We start from the raw sequence: 15885 nt of genomic DNA, 5'->3' as shown, positions 1-15885 counted from the left end.
ACGATCGTTTAATGATGCGCGTGAACGCTTTGTGGAGCAAGCGGAGTGAGGGCGTGAAAGGGCATTTCGTTTCAAACGGCGAAACTTCCCAGTGCACGAACTGCACACATCCACATCTTAAGAATTGCGTTGGGGAAGCCTGAATGTAGGGCCACCGCCCGGCAGGGGGTCGCCTATGAAGCCTTACACGGAGACGATATGCGTATGACAAAAAACAAACTGGGCCGGGCAATTTCCGGGATCCTCGTGGTGTCGCTGGGCGGGTATGCCGCCGGCGCTCATGCACAGCAGTCCCGAGCACTGGATAACGTGAGCATCTGGCTGGGTGGCTACTACGCCAATTCAGATACCAATCTCGGTGCGCACAGCAAGGACGGCCAGGTCCGCGGCAACCTCAACCTGGAAGACGACCTGGACTTCCAGAAGCGGAAGGTTGCCCCCCGTGCCCGACTTGACTTCGTGTTCGGTGAGCACCAGGGCTTCACCTTCGACTACTACAACATCGATCGCAGTCATTCACGCACGATCAGCGACAGCGTGAACTACCTGGGTAACCAGTACGACGCCTCGGCGCGCCTGAAGGGTAATGTGCGTTTCAACTTCGGCAGCGCGGCATACCGCTGGTGGTTCGGTAGTGGCGATGATGTTTTCGGTGTGGGCCTTGGCGCGGCTTATTACAAGATACGTGGTGGTGTCACCGGCCAGGCGACCCTCAACGGCTTGACTGCCACCGAACATAGTGGCGCCGATGCCGATGCCTGGGCGCCCAACCTGCAGTTGGGCTGGCGCCATGCTTTCAACGACCAGTGGCGCATGTATATCAATGCCTCGGGCGTGAAGAAGAACGGCGGCAACCTCAACGGCCACATCTACGACGCGGCCTTGGGCGTGGAGTGGTTCCCCTGGAAGAACGTGGGCTTCGGTGCGGAATATGCGTATACGAAGATTCGCCTGAACCAGGAAAAGCGGGCCTACGACCTGGACCTGGACATGAAGCTCAACGGTCCTTCGGCGTACGTGCGTTTCCGCTTCTGATCGCGTAAAAGCGGACGTATCGCATGAAAACGGGCCGGTTATCCGGCCCGTTCCAGGTTTGAATCAGGCCGTACGCATGACACGGCGCCGTTGCCACAGCCAACCGCCACCGCAGATGGCGAGCACAAGCAACGCGTCCAGCGCCCATTGCACCCACGGTCTGGCATCGAACCAGGGCGATACCAGTTGGTCGTGCCCGATCATCCGCGCCGCTGTCCAGGCGATGGCGGCGGCACCGAGGTAGATCACCATGGGGAACCGGTTGATCAGCTTCAGGATCAGGGTGGAACCCCAGACCACCAATGGCACGCTGATCAACAGGCCCAGGATCACCAGCACCATGTGACCCTTGGCCGCGCCGGCAATGGCCAGCACGTTGTCCAGGCCCATCAGCGCGTCGGCCACCACGATGGTACGCAATGCCGCCCAGAATCCCGACGCGGGTGTGATGTTCGGGTCGTGCTCGTCATGCTTGAGGAGCTTCCAGGCGATCGGCAACAACAAAAGGCCGCCGGCAAGCATCAGCCCGGGCAGCTTGAGCAGGTAGACCACGATGCCGGTGAGCGCCACGCGTACGGCCACGGCGCCGAAGGTGCCCCAGAAGATGGCTTTTTTTTGCAGGTGGGCGGGCAGGTTGCGCGCCGCCAGCGCGATCACGATGGCATTATCGCCGGCCAGTACCAGGTCCAGCAGGACGATGGCGAAGAGGCCGGAGAGAAAATCGGTGATGGGGATGTCCATGGGGCTCCTTGCACGGGACATTGCGTGGCACGCGGCCCCGTGCGGCCGCGCACAACGCAAAAGTCTCGCCCCCGGCCAAGGCCGTCGTGACGCCCGGAGCGGATGGGCCGCTCGTGATGACGTATCGCCACGCGGGAGCTTCGACTGACTCCCTGGGCTACTCCCCTTTGGGTTGAGTAACAGGCGCATTCTTGGCCAAGCATCGCGGGTAGTCAATGTACGTGTAATTCCCGCATGACAGGGGTGCACCGGTGGACGCATCATGGCGGGGCAGGTTCTTGGGTCTGGAGCGCGTTGCATGCACACGACAAACCGTTGCTGATGGACCCCTTCGATATCGTCGTCGTCGGTGGCGGCATCAATGGGGCGGGCATTGCCAGGGATGCGATCGGCCGCGGGCTTTCCGTGCTGCTGTGCGAGCGCGATGACCTTGCCGCGCACACGTCCAGCGCCAGTACCAAGCTGATCCACGGCGGCCTGCGTTACCTGGAGCAGTTCGAGTTTGCCTTGGTGGGCAAGGCGCTGGCCGAGCGTGAAGTGCTATTGCGCGCCGCGCCGCACATCATCTGGCCGCTGCGGTTCGTGCTGCCGCACCAGCCCCACCTGCGTCCGGCATGGATGATCCGGCTGGGCCTGTTCCTTTACGACCACCTGGGCCACGGCCGCCGCACCTTGCCCGGTTCACGGCGCATCCGCTTCGCCAAGCACGTGGCCGGCCTGCCGCTTCGCGATGAGTTCCACACTGGTTTCGTCTATTCCGACGCCTGGGTGCAGGACGCGCGCATGGTGGTGCTCAATGCCATGGACGCGGCCTACCGCGGAGCGGAGATACTCACCCACACACGCTGCGTCGCGGCGGTGCGTGAGGGAGAACTATGGCGCGTGGAACTGGAGTCCGCGCAGGGCCATCGAACCGTACACGGGCGTAGCCTGGTCAATGCCACGGGCCCCTGGGCGGCGACGTTCCTGGGCGAGGTGGCCGATGTCCGACACGACCACGCACTGCGCCTGGTCAAGGGCAGCCACATCGTGGTGCCGAAGCTCTTCGATCATCGCTATGCGTATATTTTCCAGCAGCCGGACCGGCGCATTGTGTTTGCCATTCCCTATGAGCGAGAGTTCACCCTGATCGGCACAACCGACGTGGAATACCACGGCGATCCGTCCCAGCCACGCATCGATGCGGACGAAACCACTTACCTGTGCGAAGCGGCGAACCGGTATTTCCGCAAGGCGCTGGCGCCGTCCGACGTGGTCTGGAGCTATAGCGGCGTGCGTCCGTTGCTTGACGATGAAAACAGCAGCGCGTCGGAAGTCACCCGCGACTACCTGCTCGAAGTCGATGACGACGGCCCGCCCTTGCTCAATGTCTTCGGCGGCAAGATCACCACGTTCCGCAAGCTGGCCGAGGAAGCAGTCGACCGGCTCGCCCCGTTGCTCGGATCGGCGGTGGGACCATGGACGGCCACCGGGCGCCACCTGCCCGGCGGCGGTGAAGCCGACATCGAGGAATTGCTGGTGGACGTCCGCGCCGACCGCCCGTGGCTGGGTGACGCCATGGCCGACAGGCTGGTGCGCACCTATGGCACGCGCTGCCGCGATTTCCTCGGTGCCTCCTCCTCATTGGCCGCGTTGGGCGAGCATTTTGGCGGCGATCTTTACGCCGCCGAGGTCGATTACCTGGTGCGCCACGAATGGGCGCGGCATGCTGAGGACATCCTCTGGCGCCGGACCAAGACCGGCCTGCACGTGGATGCTGCCGGTGCCGCCCGGCTAGAGGCGTACGTTGGTGCGCGGCGTGACGCGGGCCCTTGACAAGGGCACGTTCGGCCGACCCCGGCCGTCGAAGCATCGCTGGCTCGCCGGTGCAATGGACCAGGAAAGGAGTAACCCGGATGTCGGTGTACCTGAGTGAGTTCCTTGGCACGATGATGATGATCCTGCTTGGCGACGGAGTCGTCGCAGGCGTGCTGCTGAAAGGATCCAAGGCCGAGGGTGCGGGCTGGATCACCATTACGCTTGCCTGGGGGCTGGCGGTGCTGATCGGCATCTACGTCGCCGCAGCCAGCGGCGCGCACATGAACCCGGCGATCACCCTGGCCCTGGCCGCGCTGGGCAAGCTGGCCTGGGGGTTGGTACCCGGCTATATCGCCGCGCAGTTGGCCGGTGCCTTCGCCGGGGCGGTATTGGTATACCTGCACTACTTCGCGCTATGGCCCGGCACGGACGACCCTGCGAAGAAGCTTGGCGTGTTCTGCACGATCCCGGCGGTGAGGCATCTTCCCTCCAACCTGCTGACGGAAATCATCGGCACCTTCGTGCTGGTGTACGGCGTGCTGGCGATCGGAGCCAACCGCATGACGGAGGGCCTGGGCCCGCTGGCGGTCGCCTTGCTTGTTGTGGCGATCGGCATGGGCCTGGGCGGGCCCACCGGGTATGCGATCAATCCCGCGCGGGATTTCGCACCGCGCCTTGCCCATGCATTACTGCCGATTCCCGGCAAGGGCGGCTCCGACTGGGGCTATGCCTTCGTGCCCATCGTCGGGCCGGTGATCGGCGCCCTGGGCGCTGCCTTCTTCTACCACGCCGTCGCCGGCTGATTCTCCAGGAGCCCCCATGAGCGAGAAAAAAGGTTACATCCTGGCCATCGACCAGGGCACCACCAGCTCACGCGCGATCCTCTTCGATCATGCCGGTCGCATCGCCGGCACCGCGCAGCGCGAATTCACGCAGATATTCCCCCAGCCAGGCTGGGTCGAGCACAACCCGCGCGAGATCCTCACCAGCGTGCTGGTGACGCTCACCGAAGTGATCAACAACGCGGGCATCAAGCCGACGGACATCGACAGCATCGGTATCACCAACCAGCGCGAAACGGCGGTGGTCTGGGACAAGGCCAGTGGCCAGCCGGTGTACAACGCGATCGTCTGGCAATCACGGCAAACCAGCGGCATCTGTGACCAGCTGAAGGCCGACGGTTTCGACGACATGGTCCGCGCGAAGACGGGCCTGTTGACCGACGCCTATTTTTCCGGCACCAAGGTCAAGTGGATCCTCGACCACGTCGAAGGCGCGCGGGAAAAAGCCGCGAAGGGGGAGTTGCTGTTCGGCACCATCGACACCTGGCTGATCTGGAACCTTACCGGCGGCAAGGCGCATGTCACCGATTACACCAATGCCTCGCGCACCCTGATGTACGACATCCATGCCTGCCAGTGGGACGATGAACTGCTCGCCATGCTGGACGTGCCGCGCGCGATGTTGCCGGAGGTCCGTTCCTCCAGCGAGGTCTACGGCAGTACGTTGCCGCAATTCCTGCTCGGCCGCGAGGTACCCATTGCCGGCATTGCCGGCGACCAGCAGGCGGCCCTGTTCGGCCAGGCCTGCTTCGAACCGGGCCTTGCCAAGAACACCTATGGCACCGGCTGTTTCATGCTGATGAATACGGGTACGAAGGCGGTAGCGTCAAGGCATGGCCTGTTGACCACCATCGCCTGGGGCATCGATGGCAAGGTGGAATACGCGCTGGAAGGCAGCATCTTCGTCGCCGGATCAGTGATCCAGTGGTTGCGCGACGGCCTGCGCATGTTCGGCAAGGCCAGCGACTCGCAGGCCTATGCCGAACGCGCCCACGACACCGACGGGGTGTATTTCGTCCCCGCCTTCGTTGGCCTGGGTGCGCCCTATTGGAGAAGCGATGTCCGTGGTGCGATCTTCGGCCTGTCCCGCGGCACCACCAAGGAGCAGTTCATCCGCGCGGCACTGGAATCCATGGCCTTCCAGACCCGCGACGTGCTTGAAGCGATGGAAGCGGACGCGGGCATGAAGGTGAAGGAACTCAGGGCCGATGGCGGCGCGATTGCCAACGATTTCATGGCGCAGTTCCAGAGCGACATCCTGGCACTGGATGTCCTTCGCCCGAAGGTGCAGGAAACCACCGCCCTGGGCGCGGCCTATCTGGGGGGGCTGGCCACTGGGTTCTGGGAGAGCCGGGCGGACATCGCCAGCCAATGGGCGGTGGATCGCAGGTTCGAGCCAGCGATGCCCGACGACCGGCGCCAGGCGCTGTATGCGGGATGGAAGCAGGCGGTACAGGCCACCCTGGGCTTTCGCGTGACCTAGCCCGGTCGCCGCGGCCTCGGGCTTCCAGCCCGGGCCATCGGTTAAACTGGGCGTTTCCCGTAGCCGAGATCCCCCATGAGTGCACACGACATCCGCTCCGCCGTCCGGCCCGATCCCGACCAGCCGATGGTGGACATTGCCAATTACGTGGCCGATTACCGCGTGGACTCCACCGAGGCTTACGACACCGCCCGCTACATGCTGCTCGATTCGCTTGCCTGCTCCATGCTGGCAATGAAATTTCCTGAGTGCGTCAAGCACCTGGGCCCTGTTGTCCCGGGCGCCAACCTGCCCGGCGGCGCCCGTGTGCCCGGTACCTCGCATGAGCTCGATCCCGTCCAGGCGGCCTTTGCCATCGGCACCCAGGTGCGCTGGCTCGACTTCAACGACACCTGGCTTGCCGCCGAATGGGGTCATCCGTCGGACAACCTCGGCGCCATCCTGGCCGTGGCCGATTACCTCGGTCGCAAGGCCGAGAGGGAAGGGGGCAAGGGCCCGACCGTGCGCGACGTCCTTGCCTGGGCGATCAAGGCGCATGAGATCCAGGGCTGCTATGCCCTGAAGAACAGCTTCAACCGCGTTGGCCAGGACCACGTGATCCTGGTCCGACTGGCCTCCACGGCGGTGGCCACGGCGATGCTGGGCGGCAATAAGGAACAGATCACCACGGCCGTGTCGCATAGCTGGATCGATAACGGCGCCCTGCGTACCTATCGCCATGCCCCGAACACCGGTCCTCGCAAGAGCTGGGCCGCCGGCGACGCCTGCCGCCGCGCCGTGACACACGCCATCAACGCGGTGTATCGCGGGGTGGTGGGGTATCCGTCGGCGCTGTCGGCGAAGACCTGGGGCTATTACGACGTCGCCTTCAAGGGCAACGCGTTCACGTTTGAACGGCCCTTCGGCAGCTACGTGATGGAGAACGTGCTGTTCAAGATCAGCTACCCGGCTGAATTCCACGCCCAGACGGCCGTGGAATGCGCCATGCAGCTGCACGGCGAGGTCGCAGGGCGACTTGATGAAATCGAGAAGATCGTCATCGAGACCCAGGAAGCGGGTGTGCGCATCATCGACAAGACCGGCCCCCTGGCCAACTATGCCGATCGCGACCATTGCATCCAGTACATGGTTGCCGTGCCGTTGATCTTCGGGCGTCTCACCGCCGATGACTATAACGATGACGTAGCCGCCGATCCGAGAATCGATGCCCTGCGCAATAAAATGCAGGTTTCGGAAAATCCCCGGTTTACTACAGATTATTTCGATGCCGAAAAACGCTATATCGGCAATGCCGTCCAGGTATTTTTCAAGGACGGGTCCAGCACGGGGAAAGTTTCCATTGACTACCCCATTGGTCATCGCCGCCGCCGGGCCGAGGGCATTCCTGTCCTGCTTAAGAAATTCGAAGGCGCGCTCAAGGGTTACCTGCCCCAGCACCAGGCCGGCAGGATCCTTGCAGCCACGGCAGATCCGGCCAGCCTCGATGCCATGCCGATAAGCGAGTTTCTGGGTCTCTTCACGGTTTGAACATTGCCGTGACTCGAATATGAACGAAGGTGCGCTGCGGCTGTTCAATTGTTTGATTTTTGCTAAACTGCCGCAGCCCGCTTAACGGGATGTTTGCGAGGGGCGGAAACAGCCTCCGTAAAAAAACTCAGGAATAGACGTTCTACGCGCGATTTCCGTCTGGGGTGGAGCGCGGACGCGAATACCAATAACGAGGAGACACCGATGAATCGTAAGGGCTTGTTTTTGCTGATCGGCTTGGCCCTGGGCGGCGTGGGTGCCGTTCACGCGCAGGACACCACTGCCGACACGGCAAGCAGCACGTCGACGACCACCTATGATGGCCGTTGGTACATTGCGCCGACCGTTGGCGGTTACTACAACGACACCGACCGCAACACCAACAGCCGCCAGGTTTACTACGGCCTGGGCGTGGGTAAGTTCATTTCGTCGAACGCCTCCATCGACCTGTTCATCGACCGCACCAAGCGCGATCGTGACGGCGCTGGCAACTGGTCGAACAACAACTACGGCGTGGCCGCACGCTTCTACGCTGGTGCGTGGGACGCATGGCGTCCGTACCTGCTGGCCGGCGTGATGGGCAGCTACCACACCAACGCCGACGACAAGGGCTGGGCTCCGGCTGCTGAACTGGGCGTCGGCGTGTCCAAGACCATCACCGACAGCTCCGACATCCGTGTCGAGGGTGGCTACCGTTACGACTGGGACGACAAGACCAACCGTGGCGAGAATGGCTACGGCGACTGGTTCCTGGGCTTCAGCGTGGTTTCGCGCTTCGGCGCTCCGCCCGCCGCTCCCGCTCCGGCTGTCGCTCCGCCTCCGGCCGCTCCGGATTGCTCCACCCTCGACAGCGATGGCGACGGTGTGAACGATTGCGAAGACAAGTGCCCGAGCACGCCTGCCGGTACCATCGTTGGTCCGGACGGCTGCCCGCAGAAGGTCGTCATCGACCTGCGTGGTGTCAACTTCAAGTTCGACCATCCGAAGAAGGCTGAAATGGGTGGCGACATCGCGAAGACCCTGCAGGAGCCGACCAGCGACTCGATGGGCGTGCTGAACCAGGCTGTCGACACCCTGCAGCGTTACCCGCAGGTCCATGTCACGGTCGCCGGCTACACCGATAGCGTCGGTAAGGATGCCTACAACCAGAGCCTGTCCGAGCGTCGTGCGAAGATCGTCTACGACTACCTGACGGCCCACGGCATCACCGCCGATCGCCTCGACGGCCCGATCGGTCACGGCGAAGCCGACCCGATCGACAGCAACGACACGGCCGACGGCCGCGCTCGCAACCGTCGTACGGAACTGCAGGTCAAGCAGTAAACGACCGGCAAGTAACACGAAAAGCCCGGCGAAAGCCGGGCTTTTTTTTGCCTATCGTTCGCGATCGCGTGACGGTCCGCCTCCACGCGGCTGCCATCTGGGAGAGGCAGGCGGCGAGGATGCCGCCGTACTGGCAGGGGTGATGCCAGGGGTAGTGCCGGGAGTGCTCGCGGCGTCGCGCGAGATCGCAGGTTGCGCCGCGAATCGCGAATCATTGACGTGACCGATTTGGACGCGGTGGGCTTGTGGCGCTGGCATCAGGCGAATGGTGGGGTTCTCGCGGGCCTGTCCCTGTTCGTTGGTAGCCATCTGACCAAAACGACGGACGAGTTCGTCCAGGTTCCGTGGCCGGTCGACGCGGCGTGGCGGCGTGGATTCGTTTGACGAGGGGCGGGTGTCGCCCGGTTGCCTCGGTGGGCTGCTCATCGTCGTTTTCCGCGGACGGCATGCGGGGGATTGGATTGATGTGGTTCCATGATGCTTCCTTGCTTGGCGGAAACGCCACTATCGACTCCAGTTCGCCAATGCACAATGACCACGACTGATCTTTCCGGTTCGTTCGTACGGACGGCGATACGTTACGCTTTGCCAATGAGCAATGCTTCCGCCGGCACGAGGCCGCCGCGCCATGGCCTGGCACGCGTCCTTTCGAAACTTGGCCTTTGTTCCCGCAGCCAGGGACAGTCGTGGGTGCGCGCCGGTCGCGTGCGCGTCAACGGCAAGGTCGTGCTGGATCCTGAATTCCCGGTGGTGCAGGGGCGTGATCGAATCAGTGTGGATGAACAGGCAGCCAGCCAGGAAGCACGGGTGTACATCGCACTGAACAAACCGCGCGGCCTGGTGGTGAGTGCCAGCGACGAGCAGGGGCGCGCCACGGTCTACTCGCTTTTGCAGGATGCCGACTTGCCCTGGCTCGGCCCCGTCGGCCGCCTGGACAAGGCCAGCGAGGGATTGTTGCTGCTGACCAACGACACGGCATGGGCAGCCGGCATTACGAACCCTGTATCGGGGAAGGAAAAAACCTACCACGTACAGGTACGCGGCACGCCAACCGACGAGGTTTGCCAGGCCGTCCTGCGTGGCATCGAGGACGGCGGCGAGATGCTTGCTGCAAGACGCGTATCGCTGCTGCGCCAGGGACCACGCCATGCCTGGCTCGAGGTAGTGCTCGACGAGGGCCGTAACCGGCATATCAGGCGCATGTTCGGCGCGCTGGGCCACGACGTTGTGCGCCTGGTCCGCGTGGCCATCGGCGACCTTGCGCTGGGTACATTGGCAAAGGGTGCATGGCGGCCGTTGTCACCCGATGAAATAGCGGCGCTGCGCCCTGATGGAAAGTTTCGAATTCCTCTGGTGACGTATTGCGCTTCTGCGGCGCATCGCGCAGATTGGCCTACTGTCCAGACAGTTCGACGGATTGACCCAATCAACGGCAAGGAGCCAGGATCTTGAGCAGCAGCCCATCGTGGTCGCAGGGAAATTCGTCGCCAGCTAGCCAGCAGAGCTATCACAGTCAGTCGGAAAGCAGTGGGCCTTCGTCGCCCGCAAGTGATCGCACCCCCCAGGCAAACGTATTCTACCGGTACCAGTCGCCATCTTCGTCGGTCGCCTCCGCAACGTCTTCATCGTCGAGCCTCGCTTCGTCGTGGACGTCGTCGAGCGGCTCCTCATCACCACGGGAAAATGCCATGGCCATGCCGCCCTGGCTGCGCCAGCGCCCGGGATATGCAGCGTCCAACGTATCCACGCCTTCGATTTCGTCCGACGGATCGCGAGAGGATTCGTCGATGCGCTTGGGCACGCCGCGGACGAATGAATCCCTCGCTGCCGAATTCTCCCGCGATCGCGCGCCGAGCCCCGCGGGAAGTTCGAACGGCCGGTTCAGTCCACCGGACTCACCGCCACGGCACACCGGTCGTGGCTTCTCGCGCTAGTGCATTTCCGAACAACGGCAGGACGCCATATGCAGCCTTTGAACAGACGCGACATCCCCATGAAACCGTTGCCGGACCCGCGCCCGGTGGAAGGAGGCAATCCGCCCTACCTGCCGCCTGGCGCGGTGCAACGTGCACCCTCGCCATTCCGGCGTGAAGCTCCTGCCAGGCCGCAGGAGCCCGTGCGCTAACCTCTAGGCGATCACGCCCAGGCTGCGCCCTACGCGGATAAATGCCGCGATCGCCTTGTCCAGGTGGTCGCGGCTGTGGGCGGCGCTCATTTGCGTGCGGATGCGTGCCTGGTCCTTGGGTACGACCGGGAAGAAGAACCCAGTGACGTAGATACCTTCGTCCAGCAGGGCGCTGGCCATGGACTGTGCTTTCTTCGCGTCGTACACCATCACCGGCACGATGGGATGGGTGCCCGGGCGGATGTCGAAGCCGGCGTCAGTCATTTTCTGGCGGAAATAGGCGGTGTTGTCCTTGACCTTCTGGCGCAGGTCGCCGGCGGAGGACAGCATGTCGAATACCTTGATGCCCGCGGCCACCACGTGCGGTGGCAGGGAATTGGAGAACAGATAAGGCCGCGAGCGCTGGCGCAGCATCTCGATGACTTCCGCCCGGCCAGTGGTGAAACCTCCCAACGCACCGCCCAGGGCCTTGCCCAGGGTGCCGGTGAAGATGTCGATCCTGTCCATCACGCCGTGCACTTCGGCAGCGCCCCGGCCGGTGTCGCCGAGGAACCCGGTGCAATGGCATTCGTCGATGTGCACCAGGGCATCGTATTTTTTCGCCAGCGCGGTGATTTCATCCAGAGGGGCGATAAAGCCGTCCATCGAGAACGAACCGTCGCTGGTGATGATCTTGGTGCGTGCGCCGGCAGCATCGGCATCTTTGAGCTGCCGCTCGAGATCGGCCATGTCGCAGTTGCCATAGCGGAACCGCTTTGCCTTGCACAGGCGAATGCCGTCGATGATCGATGCGTGGTTGAGCGCGTCGGAAATGATCGCGTCTTCCTCGCCCAAAAGTGGCTCGAACAGGCCGCCGTTGGCGTCGAAGCAGGCCGCGTACAGGATGGTGTCTTCGGTGCCGAAGAAGTCGGCAATCTTGCGTTCCAGTTCCTTGTGCAGGTCCTGAGTGCCGCAGATGAAGCGTACCGAGGCCATGCCGAAGCCATGGGTGTCCAGCGCGTCCTTGGCCGCGGCGATCACATCGGGATGATCGGCCAGGCCAAGGTAATTGTTCGCGCAGAAGTTAAGCACCTTGCGCCCGTCGGCCAGGGTGATTTCCGCCGATTGCGGCGAGGTGATCACGCGCTCGGCCTTGAACAGGCCCTGCTCGCGGATAGATTCAAGTTCGGCAGCGAAGCGCGCCTGGCCCGGGTAGCCCATGGGGAATATTCCATCGAGGGGAAAGCCCGATTATGGCCCCTGGCAACGACAGGGACAATTTCCGGTCTTTCAATGCAGGCCGAAATCCACGCGCGTGGTCTTGCCACCGTCGTCGATGCCCTTGGCATCGACCTTGGGCGCTGAAACAAAGACCCGGTTGTCCGGCACCTTGCCACGCAACCACTGACGCACCGCGTCGGCGCGTCGCTCGGCCAGGTGCCGCAGGGCGTCCTGGTCGACCGGCATGTTTTCTTCCAGCAACTTCTGCATTTCTTCTGGCGGCTGCGACTTGGTCAGTCCGACCATGTTGCGTTCCTTCTTGAACTTCGCGTGCTTGTAGGCTTTTTCCAGGTAATGGTCGTGCTGCTCTTGTGTCATCTTTGCCTTGGCCGGGTCGGTGTTGTCCTCGTCGTTGCCTGCTTCATGGCGGACAAGATCCTCCACCATCTCATGGCGCAGGCCCTTCTCGTCGAAGGCCGGATCTTCGCGACCGACGATGTCCAGGTTGAGCGAAGGCTTGTCGGTCAACACCTTGACGATCTTTTCAAGCCGCGATGTGCTGTCCGGCGTCAGCGTGCTCGATCCAGGGGCGAATTCCACGTAACCAAGGTCCTGTCCGCCGCCGCTGCCGCCACCGCCAAATGCCGAGGCCAGCAGCTTGAACGGTGCCGTCGCCGCCTTGGCGATCAGGTTCCCGATGGCGCGCCAGATCAGGCCGCCGACGCTGAAGTGCGGATCGTTCAACGACCCGGACACTGGCACGTGCACGTCGATCCGGCCTTGCGAATCCTTAAGCAAGGCCACGGCGAGCTTCACGGGTAGATGGCTGATGCCGGGGCCTTCGATGCGGTCGCCGAAGGTGAGCTGGTCGATGAAGATATGGTTGTCGGCGGTCAACTTGCCCTGGTCGAGCAGATAGTGCACATCGACATTGAGCCGTCCCTTGGTGATCGGGTAGCCGGCGTATTTGCCGGAGTAGGGCGACAGGTGGGTGAGTTCCACGCCATCGGCCTTGGCCTTGATGTCGAGGAAAGCCACCGGTGCCAGTGGATTGATGGAACCTGCGATGTCCACCGGCGCGTTGGCGTCGAGCTGGCCGTCCAGGTTCAATTCCGCCGGGGGGTTGCCGGCGGCGGTGCCGAAGGCGCCGACCTTGCCTTTGAGCTGGGTGATATTGGCCGTGTAGTTGGGCTTGATGAAGTTGTCGGTGTAGTTGAGCTGGCCACGCGACACGGTGAGCTGGCCGATCTGGATCTCCGGCGGCGGCCCCGCCGGCGCTGACGAAGCGCTTGCGGGCGCAGCCTGCGCAACCTGAGCGGTGCTGGCAGCCGGCGCGGGCGGCGGTGTCGACCCATCCTGTGCACGGGTGATGGAAACGGGCGCGGTTTCGGCGGGATTGGCAACGACATCGGACAGGTTCACGCGCCCGGTCGCATTGATGATGACGCGGGCGTAAAAGTCGCTGAGCGACAGGGCGGCGATATCCACATGGGGCGCAGCTTCGCCCATGCGTACATTCACCCCTTCGGCGGTCAGATTGTTCCAGCGCAGGAGTTCATCGTCGCTCACCTTGTCCAGCACGCGTACGCGGCCCAGCATGGCCTGGCCCTGATAGGCGATATGCGCCGGCTGCTTGCCGTGATCGGAATACCGGACACGCCCGTTCAGTCCCAGCTGCGCGCTCACGATGCGCACGTTCAACGGTACGCTGATCAACGATTCGAACGGTGCGATATCCAGGCGTGTCGTCTTGACGCGTAGATCGGCGACCAGCGGTTCGGGCTTGACGGAGCCTTTGACGTTGTAGGTGCCTTTGCCGATGCCGCCATTCAGATCGAGCTTGATCGGCTGGCGCATGTTGTCCGACAGGCCGTCCACACCGAATTTGCCGGCCTTGATCGCCAACGTCGCTTTTTTGCCGGTCGCGTTGTCGTCTTTGAAGTTGACCGTGCCATCGGTGAGCCCGAAATGCGCCACGCTCCAATGGAAGGCAGGCGATGCCGCTGCACCGCGCGGAGCCGGCTTGCCTGAGAGCACGAGACTGGCCAGGTCGAATTGGCCGTTGCGCAGGCGCCGGACATCCACTTTCAAGCCGCCAAGGGTCAGGCTGTTCAAGCGCGCTTCGCCGGCGGCCATGTCGAACTTCGCGATATCGGCATGCATGGTTTGCCAGGCGACCGGCGTTGCCCGGCTGCCTTTGGCGCTCAGCGAAAAATGATTCAGGCTTGCCTGCGCCGGCTCCATGTGCACGTTGAGCGTGCTGCCCCAACTGGCCTGCAGCTGGGCATCGGCGTCGATCGACCCGTCGGTAATCTCGCCGTTGAACATCGGTGGCGCCAGCGGCACCAGAGGAGCCAATGCGACCTGTTTCAGGCTGACCTTGCCGGTGTAGTGATTGCCGGCAAGGTCGATCTTGCCGTTCGCGGTGATGTCGCCGCCGGCCATTCGACCTGTCATGTCCACGCTGCCGGCAGAGCCCGCCACGGTAGATACGCCACGCAGGGTGCCGTGGAGGTTTTCCAGTGAGAGCCTCGCTGGGGCCTTGCCGCTGAGATCGGCGTAGTCGAGCTTCGATCCCTGCAGGCTCAGGGTATCGATGCGGACCTGCGTCGGTTTGGCTGGTGGATTGGTCGGTGGCGCGGGCGCGGTCAAGGCGTCGAAATTGCTGTGGCCACCTGGCAGCTTGGTGTAATGCAGGTTTGCGCGTTCGAGGTTGAGAGCGCTCAGGTGATAGCGCGAGAGCAATGGCTCGACATCGTTGAGCGTAGCGGTGGCCCGGCCAAGCTCCAGCAGCGGCGTGTTGTCGTGATTGGTCAGTTTGAAGTCGTCCATCGCCAGCGAGCCGTCCAGCCGCAGTTGCGATGCATCGCCCGTTGTCACGAAATGCAGTTGCAGCTGGCCCGACAGCACGCCGCTCGGTATGGCGACAGGGAGTTTCGACGGCGCGTAGCTGAGATAGCGCGGCAGGTCGAGCTGATCGAGCTTGAAGTTGATCGTCGATTCGCGGCTGTTGGCGAAGGGCTTGGTCTGTCCATCTAAGCGCAGCGGGCTGTTATCCACGCGCATGGCCAGCAGCGGCTGCACGTAGACGTCGATGCGACTTGGAAGGTTGGCGATGAAGGGAATGCCCAGTTCGAGCTGGTCGATGCGATGCCTGGCGTTGAGCACCTTGTCGTCGAACTGGATGTCGCCATCATGCACGCTGATATTGGCCAGCGCGAAACGCGTGGGCGGCGAGGGTGGTTCGCCGGGCCTGGCCGCGAAGCGGTCGAGCATGTCGCTGAAATTGAATGCCTGCGGCGCGGTGCGGGTGATGTGGATCTGCGGGTGCTGCACTGTCAAGTCATCGAGCACCGGCGCCAGGCGGAAGACCGATCCCCAGGATGCGTTCACGACCACCTGGTCGATGTCGACGAACGGCGAGGTACCGTCCTTTTCCCCGATATGCAGCTTGTCCAGCTGCAGGCGCAGCGTGTATGGATTAAGGTGCACGGCGTCGAGAGTGACCGGTCGCCCAAGCATCGCCGTTGCCCGGGTTTGCAGCTGGCTTTTGATCAGCGACGGCGCGGCAAGGAACCCCAGCACGCCGAATAGCACGATCAGGCCAAGCAGAATCAGGAGTGTTTTGCGCAGGCGGTGGGAGCGATAGAGCCTTACGGCATGTTCGCGGCCGGCCGCGAGGCGGGAGTTGCCGATAGGGTCATTCATGACGGTCGATGCTCCGCTGCACCGCGGACCGACGGTGTATGGCTGTACTGCCTGCCATACACGTCCCGAGAACTGCCGGCCTGCCCAGGCTGGAGTGTACTCAG

At 63.2% G+C, this 15885-nt stretch carries 11 protein-coding genes; 7 read left to right on the top strand and 4 right to left on the bottom strand.

All coding sequences use genetic code 11. From position 1 onward, the window contains the following. Window positions 1-198 precede the first annotated feature (198 nt). Window positions 199-1035: a hypothetical protein gene (locus VGM61_RS15860; protein ID WP_331523833.1), complete on the top strand. Its 837-nt coding sequence runs from the start codon at window positions 199-201 to the stop codon at window positions 1033-1035. 63 nt (window positions 1036-1098) lie between these two features. On the opposite strand, the gene VGM61_RS15855 is transcribed toward VGM61_RS15860, so the two are convergent. Beyond that, a complete protein-coding gene (locus VGM61_RS15855; protein WP_331523832.1) occupies window positions 1099-1776 on the bottom strand; it encodes a TerC family protein in 678 nt (225 codons plus the stop codon). A gap of 318 nt (window positions 1777-2094) precedes the next feature. Here VGM61_RS15855 and glpD point away from each other — a divergent pair, with 318 nt between their 5' ends. The 6 genes from glpD to VGM61_RS15825 all read left to right on the top strand — a co-directional run bounded on the left by glpD (window position 2095) and on the right by VGM61_RS15825 (window position 10200). Beyond that, the gene (gene glpD / locus VGM61_RS15850; protein ID WP_331523857.1) at window positions 2095-3591 is read left to right on the top strand and encodes a glycerol-3-phosphate dehydrogenase; all 1497 of its coding nucleotides are present in this window, start codon (window positions 2095-2097) and stop codon (window positions 3589-3591) included. A gap of 80 nt (window positions 3592-3671) precedes the next feature. Beyond that, the gene (locus VGM61_RS15845) at window positions 3672-4376 is read left to right on the top strand and encodes an MIP/aquaporin family protein (protein ID WP_331523831.1); all 705 of its coding nucleotides are present in this window, start codon (window positions 3672-3674) and stop codon (window positions 4374-4376) included. 16 nt (window positions 4377-4392) lie between these two features. Continuing rightward, window positions 4393-5898 (top strand): glycerol kinase GlpK, encoded by a 1506-nt coding sequence (glpK, locus tag VGM61_RS15840; protein ID WP_331523830.1) that lies wholly within the window; start codon window positions 4393-4395, stop codon window positions 5896-5898. A gap of 75 nt (window positions 5899-5973) precedes the next feature. After that, window positions 5974-7425 carry a bifunctional 2-methylcitrate dehydratase/aconitate hydratase gene (locus VGM61_RS15835; protein WP_331523829.1) on the top strand — a complete coding sequence of 484 codons (1452 nt, stop codon included), beginning with the start codon at window positions 5974-5976 and terminating at the stop codon, window positions 7423-7425. Between the two features lie 204 nt (window positions 7426-7629). Then, window positions 7630-8748 carry an OmpA family protein gene (locus VGM61_RS15830; RefSeq protein WP_331523828.1) on the top strand — a complete coding sequence of 373 codons (1119 nt, stop codon included), beginning with the start codon at window positions 7630-7632 and terminating at the stop codon, window positions 8746-8748. A gap of 591 nt (window positions 8749-9339) precedes the next feature. Then, window positions 9340-10200 (top strand): pseudouridine synthase, encoded by an 861-nt coding sequence (locus tag VGM61_RS15825; RefSeq protein WP_331523827.1) that lies wholly within the window; start codon window positions 9340-9342, stop codon window positions 10198-10200. Between the two features lie 124 nt (window positions 10201-10324). On the opposite strand, the gene VGM61_RS15820 is transcribed toward VGM61_RS15825, so the two are convergent. The 3 genes from VGM61_RS15820 to VGM61_RS15810 all read right to left on the bottom strand — a co-directional run bounded on the left by VGM61_RS15820 (window position 10325) and on the right by VGM61_RS15810 (window position 15781). Beyond that, entirely contained in the window at window positions 10325-10549 is a 225-nt protein-coding gene (locus tag VGM61_RS15820) for a hypothetical protein (RefSeq protein ID WP_331523826.1), read from the bottom strand. A gap of 327 nt (window positions 10550-10876) precedes the next feature. Beyond that, window positions 10877-12073 (bottom strand): glycine C-acetyltransferase, encoded by a 1197-nt coding sequence (kbl, locus tag VGM61_RS15815; RefSeq protein WP_331523825.1) that lies wholly within the window; start codon window positions 12071-12073, stop codon window positions 10877-10879. A 69-nt stretch (window positions 12074-12142) separates the two neighbouring features. Further along, window positions 12143-15781, bottom strand: coding sequence for a DUF748 domain-containing protein (locus VGM61_RS15810; protein ID WP_331523824.1), 3639 nt, complete (start codon window positions 15779-15781; stop codon window positions 12143-12145). Window positions 15782-15885 lie beyond the last annotated feature (104 nt).

Source organism: Pinirhizobacter sp. (assembly GCF_036499745.1).
In the GTDB taxonomy this organism is placed as follows: Bacteria; Pseudomonadota; Gammaproteobacteria; order Xanthomonadales; family Rhodanobacteraceae; genus Pinirhizobacter.
The sequence above is the reverse complement of the archived record's forward strand: the minus strand, read 5'-3'. Positions and strand labels throughout refer to the sequence as shown.

What these genes read in the sequence shown, in the direction of transcription:
- VGM61_RS15860 (WP_331523833.1), top strand. Translation starts at nt 199, where the DNA reads ATGCGTATGACAAAAAACAAACTGGGCCGGGCAATTTCCGGGATCCTC.
- VGM61_RS15855 (WP_331523832.1), bottom strand. Translation starts at nt 1,776, where the DNA reads ATGGACATCCCCATCACCGATTTTCTCTCCGGCCTCTTCGCCATCGTC.
- VGM61_RS15845 (WP_331523831.1), top strand. Translation starts at nt 3,672, where the DNA reads ATGTCGGTGTACCTGAGTGAGTTCCTTGGCACGATGATGATGATCCTG.
- glpK (WP_331523830.1), top strand. Translation starts at nt 4,393, where the DNA reads ATGAGCGAGAAAAAAGGTTACATCCTGGCCATCGACCAGGGCACCACC.
- VGM61_RS15835 (WP_331523829.1), top strand. Translation starts at nt 5,974, where the DNA reads ATGAGTGCACACGACATCCGCTCCGCCGTCCGGCCCGATCCCGACCAG.
- VGM61_RS15830 (WP_331523828.1), top strand. Translation starts at nt 7,630, where the DNA reads ATGAATCGTAAGGGCTTGTTTTTGCTGATCGGCTTGGCCCTGGGCGGC.
- VGM61_RS15825 (WP_331523827.1), top strand. Translation starts at nt 9,340, where the DNA reads ATGAGCAATGCTTCCGCCGGCACGAGGCCGCCGCGCCATGGCCTGGCA.
- kbl (WP_331523825.1), bottom strand. Translation starts at nt 12,073, where the DNA reads ATGGGCTACCCGGGCCAGGCGCGCTTCGCTGCCGAACTTGAATCTATC.
- VGM61_RS15810 (WP_331523824.1), bottom strand. Translation starts at nt 15,781, where the DNA reads ATGAATGACCCTATCGGCAACTCCCGCCTCGCGGCCGGCCGCGAACAT.